15 protein-coding genes are annotated in these 16,855 nt (G+C 49.8%); all 15 read left to right on the top strand.

Going from position 1 to position 16,855, the window contains the following annotated elements; all coding sequences use genetic code 11:
• Window positions 1-59 precede the first annotated feature (59 nt).
• A complete protein-coding gene (locus tag ACTHRY_RS00315) occupies window positions 60-1,808 on the top strand; it encodes a peptidoglycan D,D-transpeptidase FtsI family protein (protein WP_440373944.1) in 1,749 nt (582 codons plus the stop codon).
• 26 nt (window positions 1,809-1,834) lie between these two features.
• Entirely contained in the window at window positions 1,835-3,313 is a 1,479-nt protein-coding gene (locus ACTHRY_RS00310) for a UDP-N-acetylmuramoyl-L-alanyl-D-glutamate--2,6-diaminopimelate ligase (protein ID WP_049322577.1), read from the top strand.
• Between the two features lie 179 nt (window positions 3,314-3,492).
• On the top strand, window positions 3,493-4,014 hold the full coding sequence (locus ACTHRY_RS00305; RefSeq protein ID WP_049322576.1) for a M23 family metallopeptidase: 522 nt from the start codon (window positions 3,493-3,495) through the stop codon (window positions 4,012-4,014).
• Window positions 4,015-4,038: 24 nt separating this feature from the next.
• The gene (locus tag ACTHRY_RS00300) at window positions 4,039-4,893 is read left to right on the top strand and encodes a peptidase (RefSeq protein ID WP_440373943.1); all 855 of its coding nucleotides are present in this window, start codon (window positions 4,039-4,041) and stop codon (window positions 4,891-4,893) included.
• A 21-nt stretch (window positions 4,894-4,914) separates the two neighbouring features.
• Window positions 4,915-5,427: a hypothetical protein gene (locus ACTHRY_RS00295; RefSeq protein ID WP_049322574.1), complete on the top strand. Its 513-nt coding sequence runs from the start codon at window positions 4,915-4,917 to the stop codon at window positions 5,425-5,427.
• Complete coding sequence (locus ACTHRY_RS00290) at window positions 5,424-6,788, top strand: UDP-N-acetylmuramoyl-tripeptide--D-alanyl-D-alanine ligase (protein ID WP_049322573.1); 1,365 nt, start codon at window positions 5,424-5,426, stop codon at window positions 6,786-6,788. Before ACTHRY_RS00295 ends, ACTHRY_RS00290 begins: the two co-directional genes overlap by 4 nt.
• A 15-nt stretch (window positions 6,789-6,803) precedes the next feature.
• Window positions 6,804-6,953, top strand: coding sequence for a hypothetical protein (locus ACTHRY_RS00285; RefSeq protein WP_049322572.1), 150 nt, complete (start codon window positions 6,804-6,806; stop codon window positions 6,951-6,953).
• Between the two features lie 100 nt (window positions 6,954-7,053).
• Complete coding sequence (gene mraY, locus ACTHRY_RS00280; RefSeq protein WP_036493428.1) at window positions 7,054-8,136, top strand: phospho-N-acetylmuramoyl-pentapeptide-transferase; 1,083 nt, start codon at window positions 7,054-7,056, stop codon at window positions 8,134-8,136.
• Window positions 8,137-8,252: 116 nt separating this feature from the next.
• Window positions 8,253-8,741, top strand: coding sequence for a group II truncated hemoglobin (locus ACTHRY_RS00275; RefSeq protein ID WP_049322571.1), 489 nt, complete (start codon window positions 8,253-8,255; stop codon window positions 8,739-8,741).
• A gap of 52 nt (window positions 8,742-8,793) precedes the next feature.
• Window positions 8,794-9,711 carry an SEL1-like repeat protein gene (locus tag ACTHRY_RS00270; RefSeq protein ID WP_049322570.1) on the top strand — a complete coding sequence of 306 codons (918 nt, stop codon included), beginning with the start codon at window positions 8,794-8,796 and terminating at the stop codon, window positions 9,709-9,711.
• Between the two features lie 59 nt (window positions 9,712-9,770).
• Window positions 9,771-11,033, top strand: a complete 1,263-nt coding sequence (locus ACTHRY_RS00265; RefSeq protein WP_053088379.1) for a tetratricopeptide repeat protein — start codon at window positions 9,771-9,773, stop codon at window positions 11,031-11,033.
• A 44-nt stretch (window positions 11,034-11,077) separates the two neighbouring features.
• The gene (gene murD, locus ACTHRY_RS00260) at window positions 11,078-12,415 is read left to right on the top strand and encodes a UDP-N-acetylmuramoyl-L-alanine--D-glutamate ligase (RefSeq protein ID WP_049322569.1); all 1,338 of its coding nucleotides are present in this window, start codon (window positions 11,078-11,080) and stop codon (window positions 12,413-12,415) included.
• 243 nt (window positions 12,416-12,658) lie between these two features.
• Entirely contained in the window at window positions 12,659-14,155 is a 1,497-nt protein-coding gene (locus ACTHRY_RS00255) for an amidase (RefSeq protein WP_440373942.1), read from the top strand.
• A gap of 271 nt (window positions 14,156-14,426) precedes the next feature.
• Entirely contained in the window at window positions 14,427-15,689 is a 1,263-nt protein-coding gene (locus tag ACTHRY_RS00250; RefSeq protein WP_049322568.1) for a peptidoglycan glycosyltransferase FtsW, read from the top strand.
• Between the two features lie 4 nt (window positions 15,690-15,693).
• Window positions 15,694-16,761 carry an undecaprenyldiphospho-muramoylpentapeptide beta-N-acetylglucosaminyltransferase gene (gene murG, locus ACTHRY_RS00245; RefSeq protein WP_049322567.1) on the top strand — a complete coding sequence of 356 codons (1,068 nt, stop codon included), beginning with the start codon at window positions 15,694-15,696 and terminating at the stop codon, window positions 16,759-16,761.
• The last annotated feature ends 94 nt before the right edge of the window (window positions 16,762-16,855 follow it).

The raw sequence follows: 16,855 nt of genomic DNA, 5'->3' as shown, positions 1-16,855 counted from the left end.
TTCAAGGTGTTTACGGGAATTAATAGCTCACTGAGCAGCTAAGTCATGAGAAGTCCAACATGTTAATTAAGAACGAATATAAACCTCAAATGCTGTCTGGAACCACAAAAACAAAAAAACCGCTGACAAGTAACGGGCGTATCGGTTTGGTGCTGGGTGCCGTTGCGCTGGCATTTACCGGTCTGTTGGTGCGCGGGGTTTATCTGCAAACCAGTCAGCATGAGTTTTTGAAAAATCAGGGCGACCAACGTTTTGTGCGCACGCTTCCGCTGCCTGCATCACGCGGTATGATTACCGACCGCAATGGTGCTACATTGGCGTTGAGTGCGCCTACCGAATCATTGTATGCCATGCCTTCCGGTATGGAGGAAATGCCGACTGACGAGCAGTTGGAGAAACTGTCGGCCATTGCCGATGTGCCTGTTGAAGTGTTAAAAAATAAATTGTCTAAAAAAGACAAAGGCTTTATCTATCTGAAGCGTCAGCTCAGCTACGAAAAAGCGGAAGAAATCAAGGCATTGGGCATTAAAGGCATCGCCTTCCAAAAAGAATTGAAACGCCATTACCCGATGGGCAATCTGTTTGCGCACGTTATCGGTTTTACCAATATCGACGGCAAAGGTCAGGAGGGCTTGGAGCTTTCCCGTGAAGACAGCCTGCGCGGTGAAGATGGCGCGAAAGTCGTATTGCGCGACAACAAAGGCAATATCGTAGACAGCCTCGACTCTCCGCGCAACAGCGTACCTAAAAACGGCCAAGATATGATTTTGTCTTTGGATCAGCGCATTCAGACGCTGGCTTATGAGGAGTTGAACAAAGCTGTGGCTTATCACAAGGCCAAAGCGGGTACGGTTGTGGTATTGGATGCGCAAACCGGCGAAATTTTGGCTTTGGTCAACAGCCCGGCTTACGATCCGAATCAGCCCGGCCAAGCCAATAGCGAACAGCGCCGCAACAGAGCCGTAACCGACATGATCGAACCCGGTTCTGCCATGAAGCCGTTTACCATTGCCAAAGCGCTGGATTCCGGCAAAGTAGATACGACCGACACATTCAATACCCTGCCTTACAAAATCGGCCCGGCCACCGTACAAGACACCCACGTTTATCCTACTTTGGATGTGCGCGGCATTATGCAAAAATCTTCCAACGTCGGCACCAGTAAGCTTTCCGCCATGTTTACGCCTAAAGAAATGTATGATTTCTATCATGATTTGGGTGTGGGCGTGCGTATGCATTCAGGTTTCCCGGGTGAGACTGCAGGTTTGTTGAGAAGCTGGCGCAGATGGCAAAAAATCGAACAGGCAACCATGTCTTTCGGTTATGGCCTGCAATTAAGCCTGTTGCAATTGGCGCGTGCCTATACTGCCTTGACCCATGACGGCGAATTGTTGCCGGTCAGCTTTGAAAAACAAGCGGTTGCCCCTAAAGGCAAACGCGTTATCAAAGCCTCTACTGCGAAAAAAGTGCGCGAGTTGATGGTTTCCGTTACTGAAGCCGGCGGTACCGGTACTGCAGGTGCGGTGGATGGTTTCGACGTAGGTGCGAAAACCGGTACGGCGCGCAAACTGGTCAATGGCCGCTATGTGGACAACAAACACGTCGGTACGTTCATCGGTTTTGCTCCGGCTAAAAATCCACGCGTGATTGTGGCCGTTACCATCGACGAACCGACTGCCAACGGCTATTACGGCGGCGTGGTTGCCGGTCCCGTATTCAAAGAAGTCATGAGCGGAAGCTTGAACATCTTGGGCGTTTCCCCAACCAAGCCTTTAAGTAATGCCGCTACCGTCAAAGTACCGTCATAATCCAAACAATCAAAGAGATTTTGTTTATGTTCAGCAAGTTAACCCCCTTGGCTGAAACCAACTTTCCGCCTCTGCTGTGTGAAAACGCAGCAGGGCGTTTGTTGCATTCAGACAGCCGACAAATTAAACAGGGTGACATTTTCGTTGCCTGTCAGGGCGAATATACGGACGGTCGCAGTTATATCCCCGCTGCCATTGCCAACGGCGCGGCTTTTGTTTTTTGGGACGACGACGGCAAGTTCACATGGAATCCCGAATGGAAAGTGCCCAATCAAGGCATCAAAAATCTGAAACATCGCGCCGGTATGTTGGCGGCACAAGTTTACGGCAACGTTTCAGACGGCCTCAAAGTCTGGGGTGTAACCGGTACCAACGGTAAAACCTCCATCACACAATGGCTGGCGCAAGCCGCCGATCTTCTGGGCGAAAAAACCACTATTATCGGCACAGTCGGCAACGGCTTTTGGGGCGCATTGGAAGAGACCACACATACCACCCCCGCCCCCGTCGATGTCCAAACCCTGCTCTACCGCTTCCGTCAACAAGGCGCAACAGCCGCCGCGATGGAAGTCTCCAGCCACGGCCTTGACCAATCGCGTGTCAACGGCGTGCCGTTTCGCAGCGCAATCTTCACCAATCTCACCCGCGACCACCTCGACTACCACGGCACCATGGAAGCCTATGGTGCCATCAAATCGCGCCTGTTCTACTGGCATGGTCTGCAACACGCCATCATCAATATCGATGACGAATACGGTGCGGAACTTGCAGGCCGTCTGAAAAAAGACTGTCCCGATTTAGCCGTTTACGGCTATGGTTTCAGCGAACACGCCGACATCCGTATTACCAATTTCACCGCCTCTTCAGACGGCATGGAAGCCGTATTCCAAACCCCATGGGGCGAAGGAAAATGCCGCACCCGTCTGCTCGGACGGTTCAACGCGCAAAACCTCGCTGCCTGCATCGCCTTGCTTTGTGCCAACGGTTATCCGATTGATAAAGTATTGGATGTACTGGCAAAAATCCGTCCCGCCTCAGGCCGCATGGATTGCATTATGAACAGTGGCAAGCCCTTGGTCGTCGTCGATTACGCCCATACGCCTGACGCATTGGAAAAAGCACTCTCCACCTTGCAGGAAATCAAACCGCAGGGCGCAGCTTTGTGGTGCGTATTCGGCTGCGGCGGCAACCGCGACCGTGGCAAACGCCCATTGATGGGCGCAGCAGCCGTACAGGGTGCCGATAAAGTTGTCGTAACCAGCGACAACCCACGCTTGGAAAATCCACAAGACATCATCAACGATATTTTGCCTGCCGTGCCTAATCCTGAATGCGTCGAAGTTGATCGCGCAGTTGCCATCCGTTATGCGGTTGAGCAAGCCGCTGCGAACGACATCATTCTGATTGCCGGTAAAGGGCATGAAAACTATCAGGATGTACAAGGCGTGAAGCACCATTTCTCCGATTTTGAAATCGCAGAAAAAGCATTGGCAGAGTGCGGTTAAGCTATATCGAAAATGTTCAGACGGCCCGAACCTTAAGGCCGTCTGAAAAAGATTTAAACATATACAACAAAAGCAATACGACACACGCATTACGGCACGTCAGCCATTAAACCCATCACAGTTGTTTGTTTCAGAGGACTTTTTAACAATGCTGTCTGAACAACAAGGAGACCGATTTGATGCTGAAAATGCCGACAAAAACCTTATTAATCAGTACAGCCGTAGTTTTATTCGCAGGCTGTACAACCAAACAACTTCCGCGTCCTACTGCCGAAATCGAGCAGTTGAGGGCGCAACAGCCTCCTGCCGAGCAAAGCCTGCCTAATCCCGTTAAAGGCAAACGGTTTGACGATACCTGGGGCGCGGCGCGCAGTCAGGGGCGCAGACATGAAGGTGTGGATATTTTTGCCAAGAAAAACACGCCGATACGCAGTACCACGCCCGGTATCGTAACCAAAATCGGGCGCAACCGATTGGGCGGTAAAGTTATCGGTATTCAAGGGCCGGGTGCGTGGCATTACTATGCCCACCTGAATAAATTTGCCCGTATCCGCCTGTATGAGCGAGTAAAAGAAGGGCAGGTCATCGGCTATGTCGGTAAAACCGGCAATGCCAGAACCACACCGGCACACCTGCATTACGGCGTGTATCTGCCGAACGGCGCGGTGAATCCGTATCCGCTGATTAATCAGAGCAGATAGGCCGTCTGAACAAGATTTGAGAGTATGAACGCAAAGAAATTGGTTAAGGCAACGAATATCATCGGCATGGTGGCAGTCGTGCTGCTGGTGTACTGGGTATTTGTTCTGATTTTATCCAATGTTTTCGGGCTTAAGGTATTCCGCGAATACATTACGGAAATTTTCCTGATGAGTATTTTGGGGATTTTTGCCGTGATGGCGGGTGCCTTGATATTGAATATCATGCTGAATTTGACCCGTATTGCCGAGCGTGGACAGGAGGAAGAAAGCAAAGGCGGTCGGAAAACCTTATATTTGTTGTTGGCCGTATTTCCTGTTTTGGCCGCTTTGCTATTTGGCGGAAATTATCTGACGGTTCAGAAAAAACGTCAGGTTTTAACTCAATCGCTAGAGCGCATCGTCAAGGACAATCCATCGCAAATCAATGCCTTGACAGATTATCGTTTTGACTCGGCGTACATCAAAAAAGCGGCGTTAATCCTGGAGCTGATGTCGAAGGAAGATTCTGCCTTTAAAGCCGCTACGGTGATTGTGCCGGATACGATAGGTAATAAACAAGTTTATTTGGCTTTCTCAGCCGATTCCCAGTTAAGTGGGATTGATGAGCAGGCGCCCAATGCTCAGGGAGTAGGCGATAATAATGATTTTGTCGTCACTCGAAATGGCAATAAAGAAACAATCAGCAAAACGCAATATCTTTATGCGCCCAATCTGAGCGAGCGTGAATACTTGCAAAGAATATTTGCCGGACAAACAAATGAAATACGTTATGAGGCAAAAGACGGTAATTACAGCCTTTGCCACCCCTACCGACAAAACGGTAAAACCATTGTATTGTGTTTTTCTGATTACCAGCAGTACGGGAAAATCGGCAGTTGATAAGAGAAAGTGATTTATAGTATGAAAAGTTGGTTTTCCAATACATTTCCTGAATATAAAAAATTGCCCAAAAGCGGCAAATTTATGGCATGGCTGACTTTTGTACAGGGCGTGGTTTGGTTGATTCTGGCATCAATTCAGAGTGTACAAGGACTGATTAACAACATGGCATGGGCTGTGTTGTTTGGCGTTTTAGTTTTCGCTCTAGGTGTATTGGCGCTGTCTGCAGCATGGAATGCGTTTAAATTCCGTGAAGTAGGTTTTAAAAGAATGATATATGTGTACACGCCATGCTTATTGCAGATTGCTTTTGCAAGCGATGTATTTTCTTTTACATATTATATAGAAAGTGTACTGCAATTATCATTTAGCCTTATAGTACATAAACTTACTGTCGGTATAAATTTTGCCGCTATTCTTTTTATTGTGCTGGCAGGACGCAATTGTCGTCATTTAAAAATGGTTTCCCAAAATACGGATAAAAATGTGGAACCGTTAGAACAAGTAGAACAAGGACAAGAAACACAATCATGAAACCACTAGACCTTAATTTTATTTGTCAGACCCTCAACCTTCCGATGCCGTCTGAAAATCAACCTGTTTCGCGTATTGTTACCGATAGCCGCGATATTCAGGACGGCGACGTATTTTTCGCGCTTGCCGGCGAACGCTTTGACGCGCATGACTTTGTTGAAGATGTGTTGGCGGCGGGGGCAACGGCAGTTGTGGTTTCGCGCGAAGATCGCGCGGCTTTGAAAGGCGCATTGAAGGTTGACGATACGCTTGCGGCTTTGCAAAAACTGGCAAAGGCGTGGCGTGAAAATGTGAATCCTTTTGTCTTTGGCATTACCGGCTCTTCCGGCAAAACAACGGTTAAAGAGATGTTGGCCGGCGTATTGCGTCATCGATTCGGTGATGAAGCTGTGTTGGCGACAGCCGGCAATTTCAACAATCATATCGGCCTGCCGCTGACTTTGTTGAAACTGAACGAAAAACACCGCTATGCCGTCATTGAAATGGGCATGAACCATTTTGGCGAATTGTCTTTGCTGACCCGAATCGCCGGTCCGAATGTTGCTCTGGTCAATAACGCCTTGCGCGCGCATGTCGGTTGCGGTTTTGATGGCGTCGGCGATATTGCCAAAGCCAAAAGTGAAATCTACGAAGGTTTGCTTTCAGACGGCGTTGCGCTGATTCCGTGTGAAGATGCCAATATCGCTACATTTGAAGCGGCTACCGCGCAATTAAACGCTCAGACTTTCGGCATTGCCAGTGGCGATGTCCATGCAGAAAATATTGAGTTGAAACCGTTATCCTGTGAATTTGATTTGGTGTGTGACAATGAACGTGTTGCCGTGGTACTGCCGGTCCCCGGCCGTCACAATGTGCATAATGCCGTAGCCGCCGCTGCTCTGGCTTTGGCGGCAGGTTTGAGCCTTGCCGAAGTTTCAGACGGCCTGAGAAATTTCAGCAATATCAAAGGCCGTCTGAATATCAAGCAAGGCATTAAAGGCGCGACTTTGATTGATGATACTTATAATGCCAACCCCGACAGTATGAAAGCCGCCATTGATGTGCTCGCCGCTATGCCTGCGCCGCGCATTTTTGTGATGGGCGATATGGGCGAACTGGGCGAGGACGAAGCCGCAGCCATGCATGCCGAAGTTGGCGCGTATGCACGGGATAAAGGCATCGAGGCCGCATATTTTGTCGGCGATAACAGCGTTGAAGCGGCAGAGACGTTTGGTGCGGAAGGTTTGTGGTTCGCAGACAAAGATCCGTTGATTCAAGTGTTGAGCCACGATTTGCCTGAACACGCTACTGTGCTGGTCAAAGGCTCGCGCTTTATGAAGATGGAAGAAGTGGTTGAGGCATTGGTAGCAACAACCGCGTAAAAGGCCGTCTGAAATATGAAAAAGATTTTTCTATTGGCTGGTTTGCTGTTTGCCGCGTTTTATGCCGGAATGAAAGTACAGGCATTTATCTATGAAGATACCTGCTTGGACTTAGGGGGCGGAAAGAATCCCGGAAATTATCCGATTTGCGTGGTAGAGAAATAATCTTACTCAATAAGGCCGTCTGCAATTTCAGACGGCATACCGATTGATTTTTAATTGGGCATAAGCCCGCTGTAACAACAAAAACAAAAAAGGAAGTTCCATGTTTTTATGGCTCGCACATTTCAGTAACTGGTTAACCGGTCTGAATATTTTTCAATACACCACATTCCGCGCCGTCATGGCGGCTTTGACTGCTTTGGCGTTTTCCCTATTGCTTGGTCCGTGGACCATCCGCAAACTGACTGCGCTTAAAGTCGGCCAGGCAGTGCGCACCGACGGCCCGCAAACCCACCTCGTCAAAAACGGTACGCCAACCATGGGTGGCTCGCTGATTTTGACCGCCATTACTGTATCTACAATCCTGTGGGGCAACTGGGCAAATCCTTATATCTGGATTCTCTTAGGCGTCCTGCTCGCTACCGGCGCACTCGGTTTTTACGACGACTGGCGTAAAGTGGTTTATAAAGACCCTAACGGCGTGTCTGCCAAATTCAAAATGGTGTGGCAGTCCAGCGTTGCCATCATTGCCGGCTTGGCGTTGTTCTACCTTGCAACAAATTCCGCCAACAATATCCTGATTGTTCCCTTCTTCAAACAAGTTGCCTTGCCGCTTGGCGTAGTCGGCTTCTTAGTATTGTCCTACCTGACCATCGTCGGCACATCCAATGCCGTTAACCTGACCGACGGTTTGGACGGCTTGGCCGCATTTCCCGTTGTACTTGTTGCCGCCGGCCTCGCCATCTTTGCTTATGCCAGCGGCCACTCCCAATTCGCCCAATACCTGCAACTGCCTTACGTTGCCGGCGCAAACGAAGTGGTGATTTTCTGTACCGCCATGTGCGGCGCATGTCTCGGCTTTTTGTGGTTTAACGCTTATCCGGCACAAGTCTTTATGGGCGACGTCGGTGCACTCGCGCTCGGTGCGGCGCTCGGTACCGTTGCCGTCATCATCCGCCAAGAATTTGTCCTCGTCATTATGGGTGGCCTGTTTGTCGTTGAAGCCATTTCCGTTATGTTGCAAGTCGGTTGGTACAAACGCACCAAAAAACGCATTTTCCTGATGGCGCCGATTCATCACCATTATGAACAAAAAGGCTGGAAAGAAACCCAAGTCGTCGTCCGTTTCTGGATTATCACCATCGTCTTGGTGCTGATTGGTTTAAGTACCCTCAAAATCCGCTAAATCTCCAAAGGCCGTCTGAAAGTTTCAGACGGCCATTATGTAGGATAAGCATGCTTGTCTGAATCCTCTATTTCAAAAATAAATCCCGCAATAATCCACACAGAAAGTCCCCAAATATGTACCAATCTTTTGGCGGCGCAACCGGCATCCGCACCCTGACCGACCGTTTCTACGACTTAATGGAACTTGAGCCGAAATACCAAGCCTTGCGCCAAATGCACGGCGAAGACATGACCCTGATACGCGAAAAGCTCTACGAATTTTTCAGCGGCTGGCTCGGCGGCCCGCAACTCTTTGTCGAAAAATACGGCCATCCCCAACTGCGAGCCCGCCACATGCCTTTTGCCGTCAACGTACAAGTCCGCAACGAATGGATTGCCTGCTTTGCCCAAGCCATGAGCGAACTGGGTATCGACAAAGCACTTGCCGAGCCGGTTTTAATCCAAGTTTTTGCCATGGCAGATTGGTGCCGTAACCAAAACGAAGACGGTATCGAACCGCCTATGCCGCCGATGGAGGTTGACCCATGGGTACGTGCACCGGAATTGCAGCAGATTTTGAGTAGCTATGGTGTAAACGGATTTTTTGAGGGATTTGCAGATTAAGTTTGTTTGAAAATGCTGCTATGATATTAAAGAATATAAGAGAGAATGTAATATGAAGAATTGGTTGAGAAAGATAGCAGTTGTTTTGTTTGGATTTGGACAGATGGCTAATGCAAGTGATATCCCAAATTTCGCAGAAACAGAGCAGGATGCAAAACAAGGAAATGCAGCATCCCAATTTAATTTGGGTTTGATGTATTACTTGGGGAAAGGGGCGCCCAAAGATTATAAACAGGCAGAACATTGGTTCCGTAGAGCAGCAGAGCAAGGGGACGTGGATGCGCAGAGCAATCTAGGGGGATTGTATTATAAGGGACAAGGTGTTGCCCAAGATTATGAGCAAGCCAAATATTGGTTTCAAAAAGCTGCTGCACAAGGCTTTGCTAAAGCCCAGTATGATTTAGGAACAATCTATTTTTTTGGTAAAGGCATTGAACAAGATTATGATCAAGCAGCTCGATGGTATGAAAAGGCGGCAGAACAAGGGTATCTTGATGCCCAATACAATTTAGCCATTATGTATGATAACGGATTAGGTGTCGGTAAAGCTCCTGAGAAGGCGTTCCAATGGTATCGAAAGGCGGCGGAGCAGGGAGATAATCAAGCACAATATACTGTGGCTACAAGGTATATGCATGGTTTAGGCGTGCAAAAAGATTTTAAACAGGCGGTGCTATGGCTACATCGTGCAGCAGATCAAGAAAATATCAAAGCTCAATCAGATCTTGGCGTGGCTTATCATAATGGATTCGGTGTTCGTCAAGATGATAAGCAGGCCTTATATTGGTATCGTAAAGCAGCCGAGCAAGGAAGTTCTGAGGCCCAATATAATTTAGGTGTTATGTATCATTACGGACAAGGTGTTCCTCAAAATCAATCTGTTGCTAAAGAATGGTTTAGTAAGGCATGCCATAATGGATCGCAACAGGGCTGTGATGCTTATCAAAAATTGGATCAGACAGGATATTGAATCTTTTTAAAAGCCGTCTGAAAAAACTAGGATAGAACAGAAATAATAATTTGAATGTAATGGATTTTAAAATGAAGGTTTCGGTGAAAAAAATAATAATGGGTGTGATGGCTTGCTTTGGGTTAGGACAGCCAGCTTTAGCTGAAAGTATTCCAGATTTTAAGAATATGCTGAGAGCTGCGGAGCAAGGAGATCCAGAAGCTCAATTAAGTATTGGAGCAATGTATGCGAATGGACAGGGTATTAGTCAAGACAACAGACTAGCAGTGCAGTGGTTTCGTAAGGCAGCAGAGCAAGAGAATGCTAAAGCTCAATTTAACTTGGGTGTAATGTATCAGCTAGGGCAAGGTGTTGGTCAAGATTATGTACAGGCGGCAGAATGGTATCGTAAGGCTGCCGAACAGGGTGATACTGGAGCCCAAAATAATTTGGGTATGCTGTATCAGAATGGGCAAGGTGTTAGTCAAGACTATGCTCAGGCTGCGGAATGGTTTTATAGGGCTGCGAATCAGGAAAATACAGATGCTCAGTTAAATTTGGGTATGCTGTATGCTAATGGGCAAGGTGTTGGCAAAGACTATGAGCAGGCGTTGAAATGGTTTCGTAGAGCGGCTGGTCATGGAGATGCCATAGGTCAGTATAATTTAGGTGTGGCATATGCTAACGGGGAAGGAGTGCATCAGGATTACATACAGGCTATCGGATGGTATCGTAAAGCTGCGGAACAAGGGAATGTAGATGCACAATATAATTTAGGCGATATGTATGCGAGTGGGGAAGGTGTACGTCAAGATTATGTAGAGGCGATTAAGTGGTACAGAAAGGCAGCAGAGCAGGGAGATGCTCAAGCTCAGTTTAATTTGGGCATGATGTACCTTCAAGGGCAAGGAGTCCATCAAGACAATGCACAGGCAGTGCAGTGGTTTGGCAGGGCGGCAGAACAAGGGCATGCTAAAGCCCAATATAATTTGGGTGTAATGTATGCCAATGGGCAAGGAATTCATCAAGATGATGTACAGGCGGTGAGGTGGTATCACAAGGCTGCAGAACAAGGTGTTGCTCAAGCGCAATTCAATTTGGGTATAATGTATGATCAAGGGCAAGGAGTTCGTCAAGATGATGCACAGGCAGTGCATTGGTATCGTAAGGCGGCAGAGCAAGGATATGCAGAAGCCCAATATAATTTTGGTGTGATGTATGCCAACGGAGAAGGTGTTCGTCAGAACTATAAGATTGCCAAGGAGTGGTTTGGTAAGGCTTGTGATAACGGAATACAACTAGGTTGCGATGCTTACCGAGAATTGAATCAGAAAGGATATTGAATCCTTATTCAAAGGCCGTCTGAAAAACTTAGGACAAAACCAAAATGACTTTTCAAAATAAAAAAATCCTCGTCGCCGGGCTTGGCGGCACGGGTATTTCCATGATTGCCTACCTGCGCAAAAACGGCGCGGAGGTTGCTGCTTATGATGCGGAGTTAAAACCGGAGCGTGTGTCGCAAATCGGTAAGATGTTTGACGGGCTGGTGTTTTATACGGGCCGTCTGAAAGATGCGCTCTCCAACGGTTTCGATATTTTGGCGCTCAGTCCCGGCATCAGCGAGCGGCAGCCGGATATTGAGGCGTTCAAGCAGAACGGCGGGCGCGTGTTGGGCGACATCGAATTGCTGGCGGACATTGTGAACCGCCGCGGCGACAAGGTGATTGCGATTACCGGCAGCAACGGCAAAACCACGGTAACGAGCCTGGTCGGCTATCTTTGCATCAAGTGCGGTCTGGATACCGTTATCGCGGGCAATATCGGTACGCCGGTTTTGGAGGCGGAATTGCAGCGCGAAGGCAAAAAGGCTGACGTGTGGGTGTTGGAGCTTTCCAGCTTCCAACTGGAAAACACTGAAAGCCTGGGCCCGACTGCGGCGACGGTGCTGAACATTTCCGAAGACCATCTCGACCGCTACGACGACTTGCTCGACTATGCGCATACCAAGGACAAGATTTTCCGTGGCGATGGCGTGCAGGTTTTGAATGCGGATGATGCGTTCTGCCGCGCCATGAAACGCGCCGGGCGCGAGGTGAAATGGTTTTCGTTAGAACACGAAGCTGATTTTTGGTTGGAACGCGAGACGGGTCGTCTGAAACAAGGCGATGAAGATTTGATTTCTACGCAAGACATCCCGCTGCAAGGCTTGCACAACGCCGCCAACGTTATGGCTGCCGTGGCTTTGTGCGAGGCCATCGGTTTGCCGCGCGAAGCATTGCTCGAACACGTCAAAACCTTCCAAGGCCTGCCGCATCGCGTGGAAAAAATCGGCGAGAAAAACGGCGTGGTGTTCATCGACGACAGCAAAGGCACGAACGTCGGCGCGACCGCCGCCGCGATTGCCGGTTTGCAAAATCCGCTCTTCGTTATTTTGGGCGGCATGGGCAAAGGGCAGGATTTCACGCCCCTGCGCGACGCGCTTGCCGGCAAGGCAAAAGGCGTGTTCCTGATTGGTGTCGATGCGCCGCAAATCCGCCGCGATTTGGACGGCTGCGGTCTGAATATGACCGACTGCGCCACTTTGGAAGAAGCGGTTCAGACGGCATACGCCCAAGCTAAAGCGGGCGATATCGTGCTGCTCAGCCCTGCTTGTGCGAGCTTTGATATGTTCAAAGGCTATGCGCACCGTTCGGAAGTGTTTGTCGAGGCGTTCAAAGCTTTGTAAGGCCGTCTGAAAGATGAAAAGAGGGTTGGTTTTACCGTAAACCTTGTGTGTCATTGTCTCAAAGGTCGTCTGAAAACGTTAAGGCAGTTTCAGACGACCTTTTTGCAGCAACGGTAAACTTGTTCCTTGCCTTTATCCGGTGTTACTGTTTCTTAAAATTTGCCTATGCGGGCAAACAGCGAGGCGGCGGGCAGCTATGCCTGACCGACAAAACGTGTGTTTATCAATCCGAAAGGAAAACCCATGAATTTTCAAGACTACATCCGTTACGATGCCGTCGGTTTGGCAGAGCTGATCCGTAAAAAAGAAGTCTCCGCCGATGAAGTGTTGCAGGCTGCTTTAAACCGCTTGGACGAAGTCAATCCCAAGCTCAATCTGTTGGCGCACGATTTGCGCGAACGCGCGGCGGCGTGGCAGGGGTCGTCTGAAAATGCCGATACGCCGCTGGCGGGCGTACCGTTTTTGCTCAAAGACTTGCTGGCGGATTGGGAAGGCGCGCCGACATGGTCGGGTTCGCGTATGATGCAGCATTACATTGCCAAACAAAACAGCGATTTGACCCAAGCCTATCTCGATGCGGGGCTGCGCGTGTTCGGCAAAACCACTACGCCCGAATGGGGCGCGTATCCCGTTACCGAAACCGAAATTTACGGCATCACGCGCAATCCGTGGCATTGGGATTACACCGCGGGCGGCAGCAGCGGAGGCGCGGCGGTGGCAGTGGCTTCGGGCGTCGTACCCGCAGCGCACGGTAGCGACGGTGGCGGCTCCATTCGCTTACCCGCGCACAACTGCGGCGTGTTCGGGCTGAAACCCACGCGCGGCCGCAGCAGTTACGCGCCGAATGCATCGGAGGCATGGCAAGGTTTGGTATGCGACCATGTGTTGACCCGCAGCGTGCGCGACAGCGCGGTTTTGCTGGACATTGCCGCCCAAACCCAAGCCCGCGCCCTGTATGCCTGCCCGCCGCCGCCCGAAAACGGTTTTGCAGACAGCATGAAACTAGAAACAGGTCGTCTGAAAATCGCTTTTTGGAAACAGACATGGTTTGGCGGCGGTAACGACGAAGGCACGGAAGCCGCGTTCGCCCATAGTTTGAAACTGATACAAGACGCGGGACACGAATTGGAAGAAGCCACGCCCGATTTCGCGCCGCCCGAACAGCTCAACCGCGCCGCCCGCATCATCATCATGGGCGAAACGGCAAAACTGTTCTACCAATATCAATACGAAACCGGACAAAAACTGCCGCACTGCCTGCTTGAACCGACAACGTGGGCAATGATTGTGCAGGGGCGGCAAATCAGTGCGGGCGAAATGGCATGGGCGCGCGACGTGATGCTGGCGCAGGAACGTGCCGCCAAAGCATTTTTCACACGCTACGACGTGTTAATGACGCCCGTCTGCCCGCGCACCACGCCGAAAATCGGCGAGATGATGCCTCCGCCCGCCGCACAAAAAGCCATGCGCCTGCTGTTTGGCACGCTGCACTTGGGTTTTCTGTTGAAAAACAACCCGTTTTTAGAAAAAGAAGCCGCCGCCGCGCTGCAATACGTCGGTTATACGTCGCCGCTGAACATGAGCGGCAACCCCGCCATGAGCGTGCCGCTTTACCGGCATAACGAGCTGCCCGTTGGTACTCAGTTTGCCGCCGCTCACGGACGCGAAGACACGCTGCTCCGCCTTGCAGCGCAGTTGGAACAGATACAGCCGTGGGTGGAAATACCGCAGTTGGCTTAGGGTTTGTATTGGATAAAAAGTAGCCTATTTTTCTGAAGAAAAAATTTATACAAGGCCGTCTGAGAACATAAAAGTGTTTTCAGACGGCCTTTTGCCGGTATCAAAGGGTAGGGTAGGGCGCAAAGAACGTCGGAATCCGGCATCTTTAAAGATTCTGAATTGTTGGTTTGGAAATAAACCTTTAAAATAACGTTAATTCATTTTTTCAGACGGCCTCTTGCCCATTAGCAGGCCGTCTGAATATTTTATTCAAGCCGTTACGGATGTTTTCATGATTAGTCTTTCCAAAATGCTTGACCGGCCGATTGCGCGCGATGGTCGGAAGTTTGATGTTTCTCTCTTGTGGATAGTCGTTTTGATGACGACCTTCAGCTTGGTAATGATTTATTCGGCCTCTATTGCATATGCGGCATCGGATGGGGGTAGCCAGTTTTCTTTTGTGTCCAAACAGGCAATGTTTATCCTGTTTACGGTGGCCATGTGCTTGCCGCTTTTCCTGCTGAAAATGAGCTTTTGGCGGCGGATTATTCCGTTTTATTTTGTCGTTTCCGGTTTGCTGTTGTTGCTGGTTTTGTTTGTCGGCCGTGAGATTAACGGCGCGACGCGTTGGATTCATATCGGGCCGCTCAACTTGCAGCCAACCGAGTTTTTCAAATTGGCAACGGTTTTGTATTTGTCCAGCCTGTTTACGCGCCGTGAAGAAATGTTGCGCGATTTGGATTCTTTGGGTTGGTCGTCTTTGTTTACCGGTATTGGCGATTTGGTGTGCAGCCCTTTTAAAAGTGAAGCTTGGGTAAGGGTGAAGGAACGCTTCCGTAAATTTAAAACCCTGATTCTGCCGATTATGTCGGTGGCGGTCGGTTTGGTTTTGATTATGGGTCAGCCGGATTTCGGCTCGTTTGTCGTGATTGTCGTGATTACCATGGGTATGCTGTTTTTGGCAGGCTTTCCGTGGAAGTATTTTGCCGTATTGGTGGCGACCGTTGTGAGCGGAATGGGTTTGCTGATTTTGGCCGCGCCTTACCGCATGGCGCGTGTGGCGGCGTTTTTGGACCCATGGAGCGATCCTTTGGGCAAAGGCTATCAGTTGACGCATTCTTTGATGGCGATTGCGCGCGGCGGCTGGTTTGGCGAGGGCTTGGGCGCAAGTTTGGAAAAACGTTTCTATCTGCCTGAAGCGCATACGGACTTTATTTTTGCCGTTATCGGCGAAGAATTCGGCTTTTTAGGGATGCTGGTTTTGGTGTTCTGCTACGGCTGGCTGGTTTGGCGCGCGTTTTCCATCGGCAAACAGGCGCGTGATTCGGGCTTGATGTTCAGCGCGTACATCGCCAACGGCATCGGTATTTGGATTGGTATTCAAAGTTTCTTCAATATCGGTGTAAACATCGGTATCCTGCCCACTAAAGGCCTGACTTTGCCGTTTATGTCTTACGGCGGTTCGGCTGTCTTTATCATGCTGGTGTGCGTTACTTTGTTATTGCGCATTGATTATGAAAACCGCCAAAAAATGCGCGGTTATTCGGTGGAGTAAAACCATGAGCGGTAAAACTTTTATGCTGATGGCCGGCGGTACGGGCGGTCATATTTTCCCTGCATTGGCGGTTGCCGAGTCGCTGCAAAAGCGCGGCCATCATGTGATTTGGCTGGGCAGTCAGGATTCGATGGAAGAGCGCATCGTGCCGCAATACGGCATACGCTTGGAAACGCTGGCCATTAAAGGCATCCGCGGCAACGGCATCAAGCGTAAGCTGATGTTGCCGTTTACGCTGTACAAAACCGTCCGCGCGGCGCAGCAGATTATTAAGAAACACCGTGTCGAGTGTGTTATCGGTTTTGGCGGTTTCGTTACTTTCCCCGGCGGCGTGGCGGCAAAAATTTCCAGGGTGCCGATTGTGATTCACGAGCAAAACGCCGTAGCCGGTTTATCCAACCGCCAACTGTCGCGTTGGGCAAAACGTGTTCTGTATGCTTTCCCCAAAGCCTTTCAACATGAAGGCGGATTGGTGGGTAATCCTGTCCGTGCCGATATTGCGGCATTGCCTGTTCCTGAAGAACGCTTTGAAAACCGTCAAGGCCGTCTGAAAGTTTTGGTGATGGGCGGCAGTTTGGGTGCGGATGTGTTGAATAAAACCGTCCCGCAAGCTTTGGCATTGTTGCCGGAAGCAGCCCGTCCGCAAATGTATCATCAGTCCGGACGCAATAAATTGGGCAACCTGCAGGCGGATTACGATGCGTTGGGTGTGCAAGCCGAGTGCGTCGAATTTATTACCGATATGGTGTCTGCCTACCGTGATGCCGATTTGGTAATTTGCCGTGCCGGCGCACTGACGATTGCCGAGCTGACGGCTGCCGGTTTGGGTGCGTTGCTGGTGCCGTATCCGCACGCGGTGGACGACCACCAAACAGCCAATGCGCGTTTTATGGTGCAGGCCGAAGCCGGTTTGCTGCTGCCACAAACTCAACTGACGGCAGAAAAACTGGCCGAAATCCTCGGCGGCCTGAATCGCGAAAAATGCCTGAAATGGGCGAAAAATGCCCGTACGCTGGCGTTGCCGCACAGTGCGGACGATGTGGCGGAAATTGCCATATCCTGTACCGAATAAGCAGGCAGACTTTGTTCAAGGCCGTCTGAAAAGTTGATTAACGGCGTTTCAGACGGCCTTTATTGCTTTTGTTAAAATTCCTTTACAATAAAAG

Source organism: Neisseria sp. P0004.S004 (assembly GCF_051963335.1).
In the GTDB taxonomy this organism is placed as follows: domain Bacteria; phylum Pseudomonadota; class Gammaproteobacteria; order Burkholderiales; family Neisseriaceae; genus Neisseria.
The sequence above is the reverse complement of the archived record's forward strand: the minus strand, read 5'-3'. Positions and strand labels throughout refer to the sequence as shown.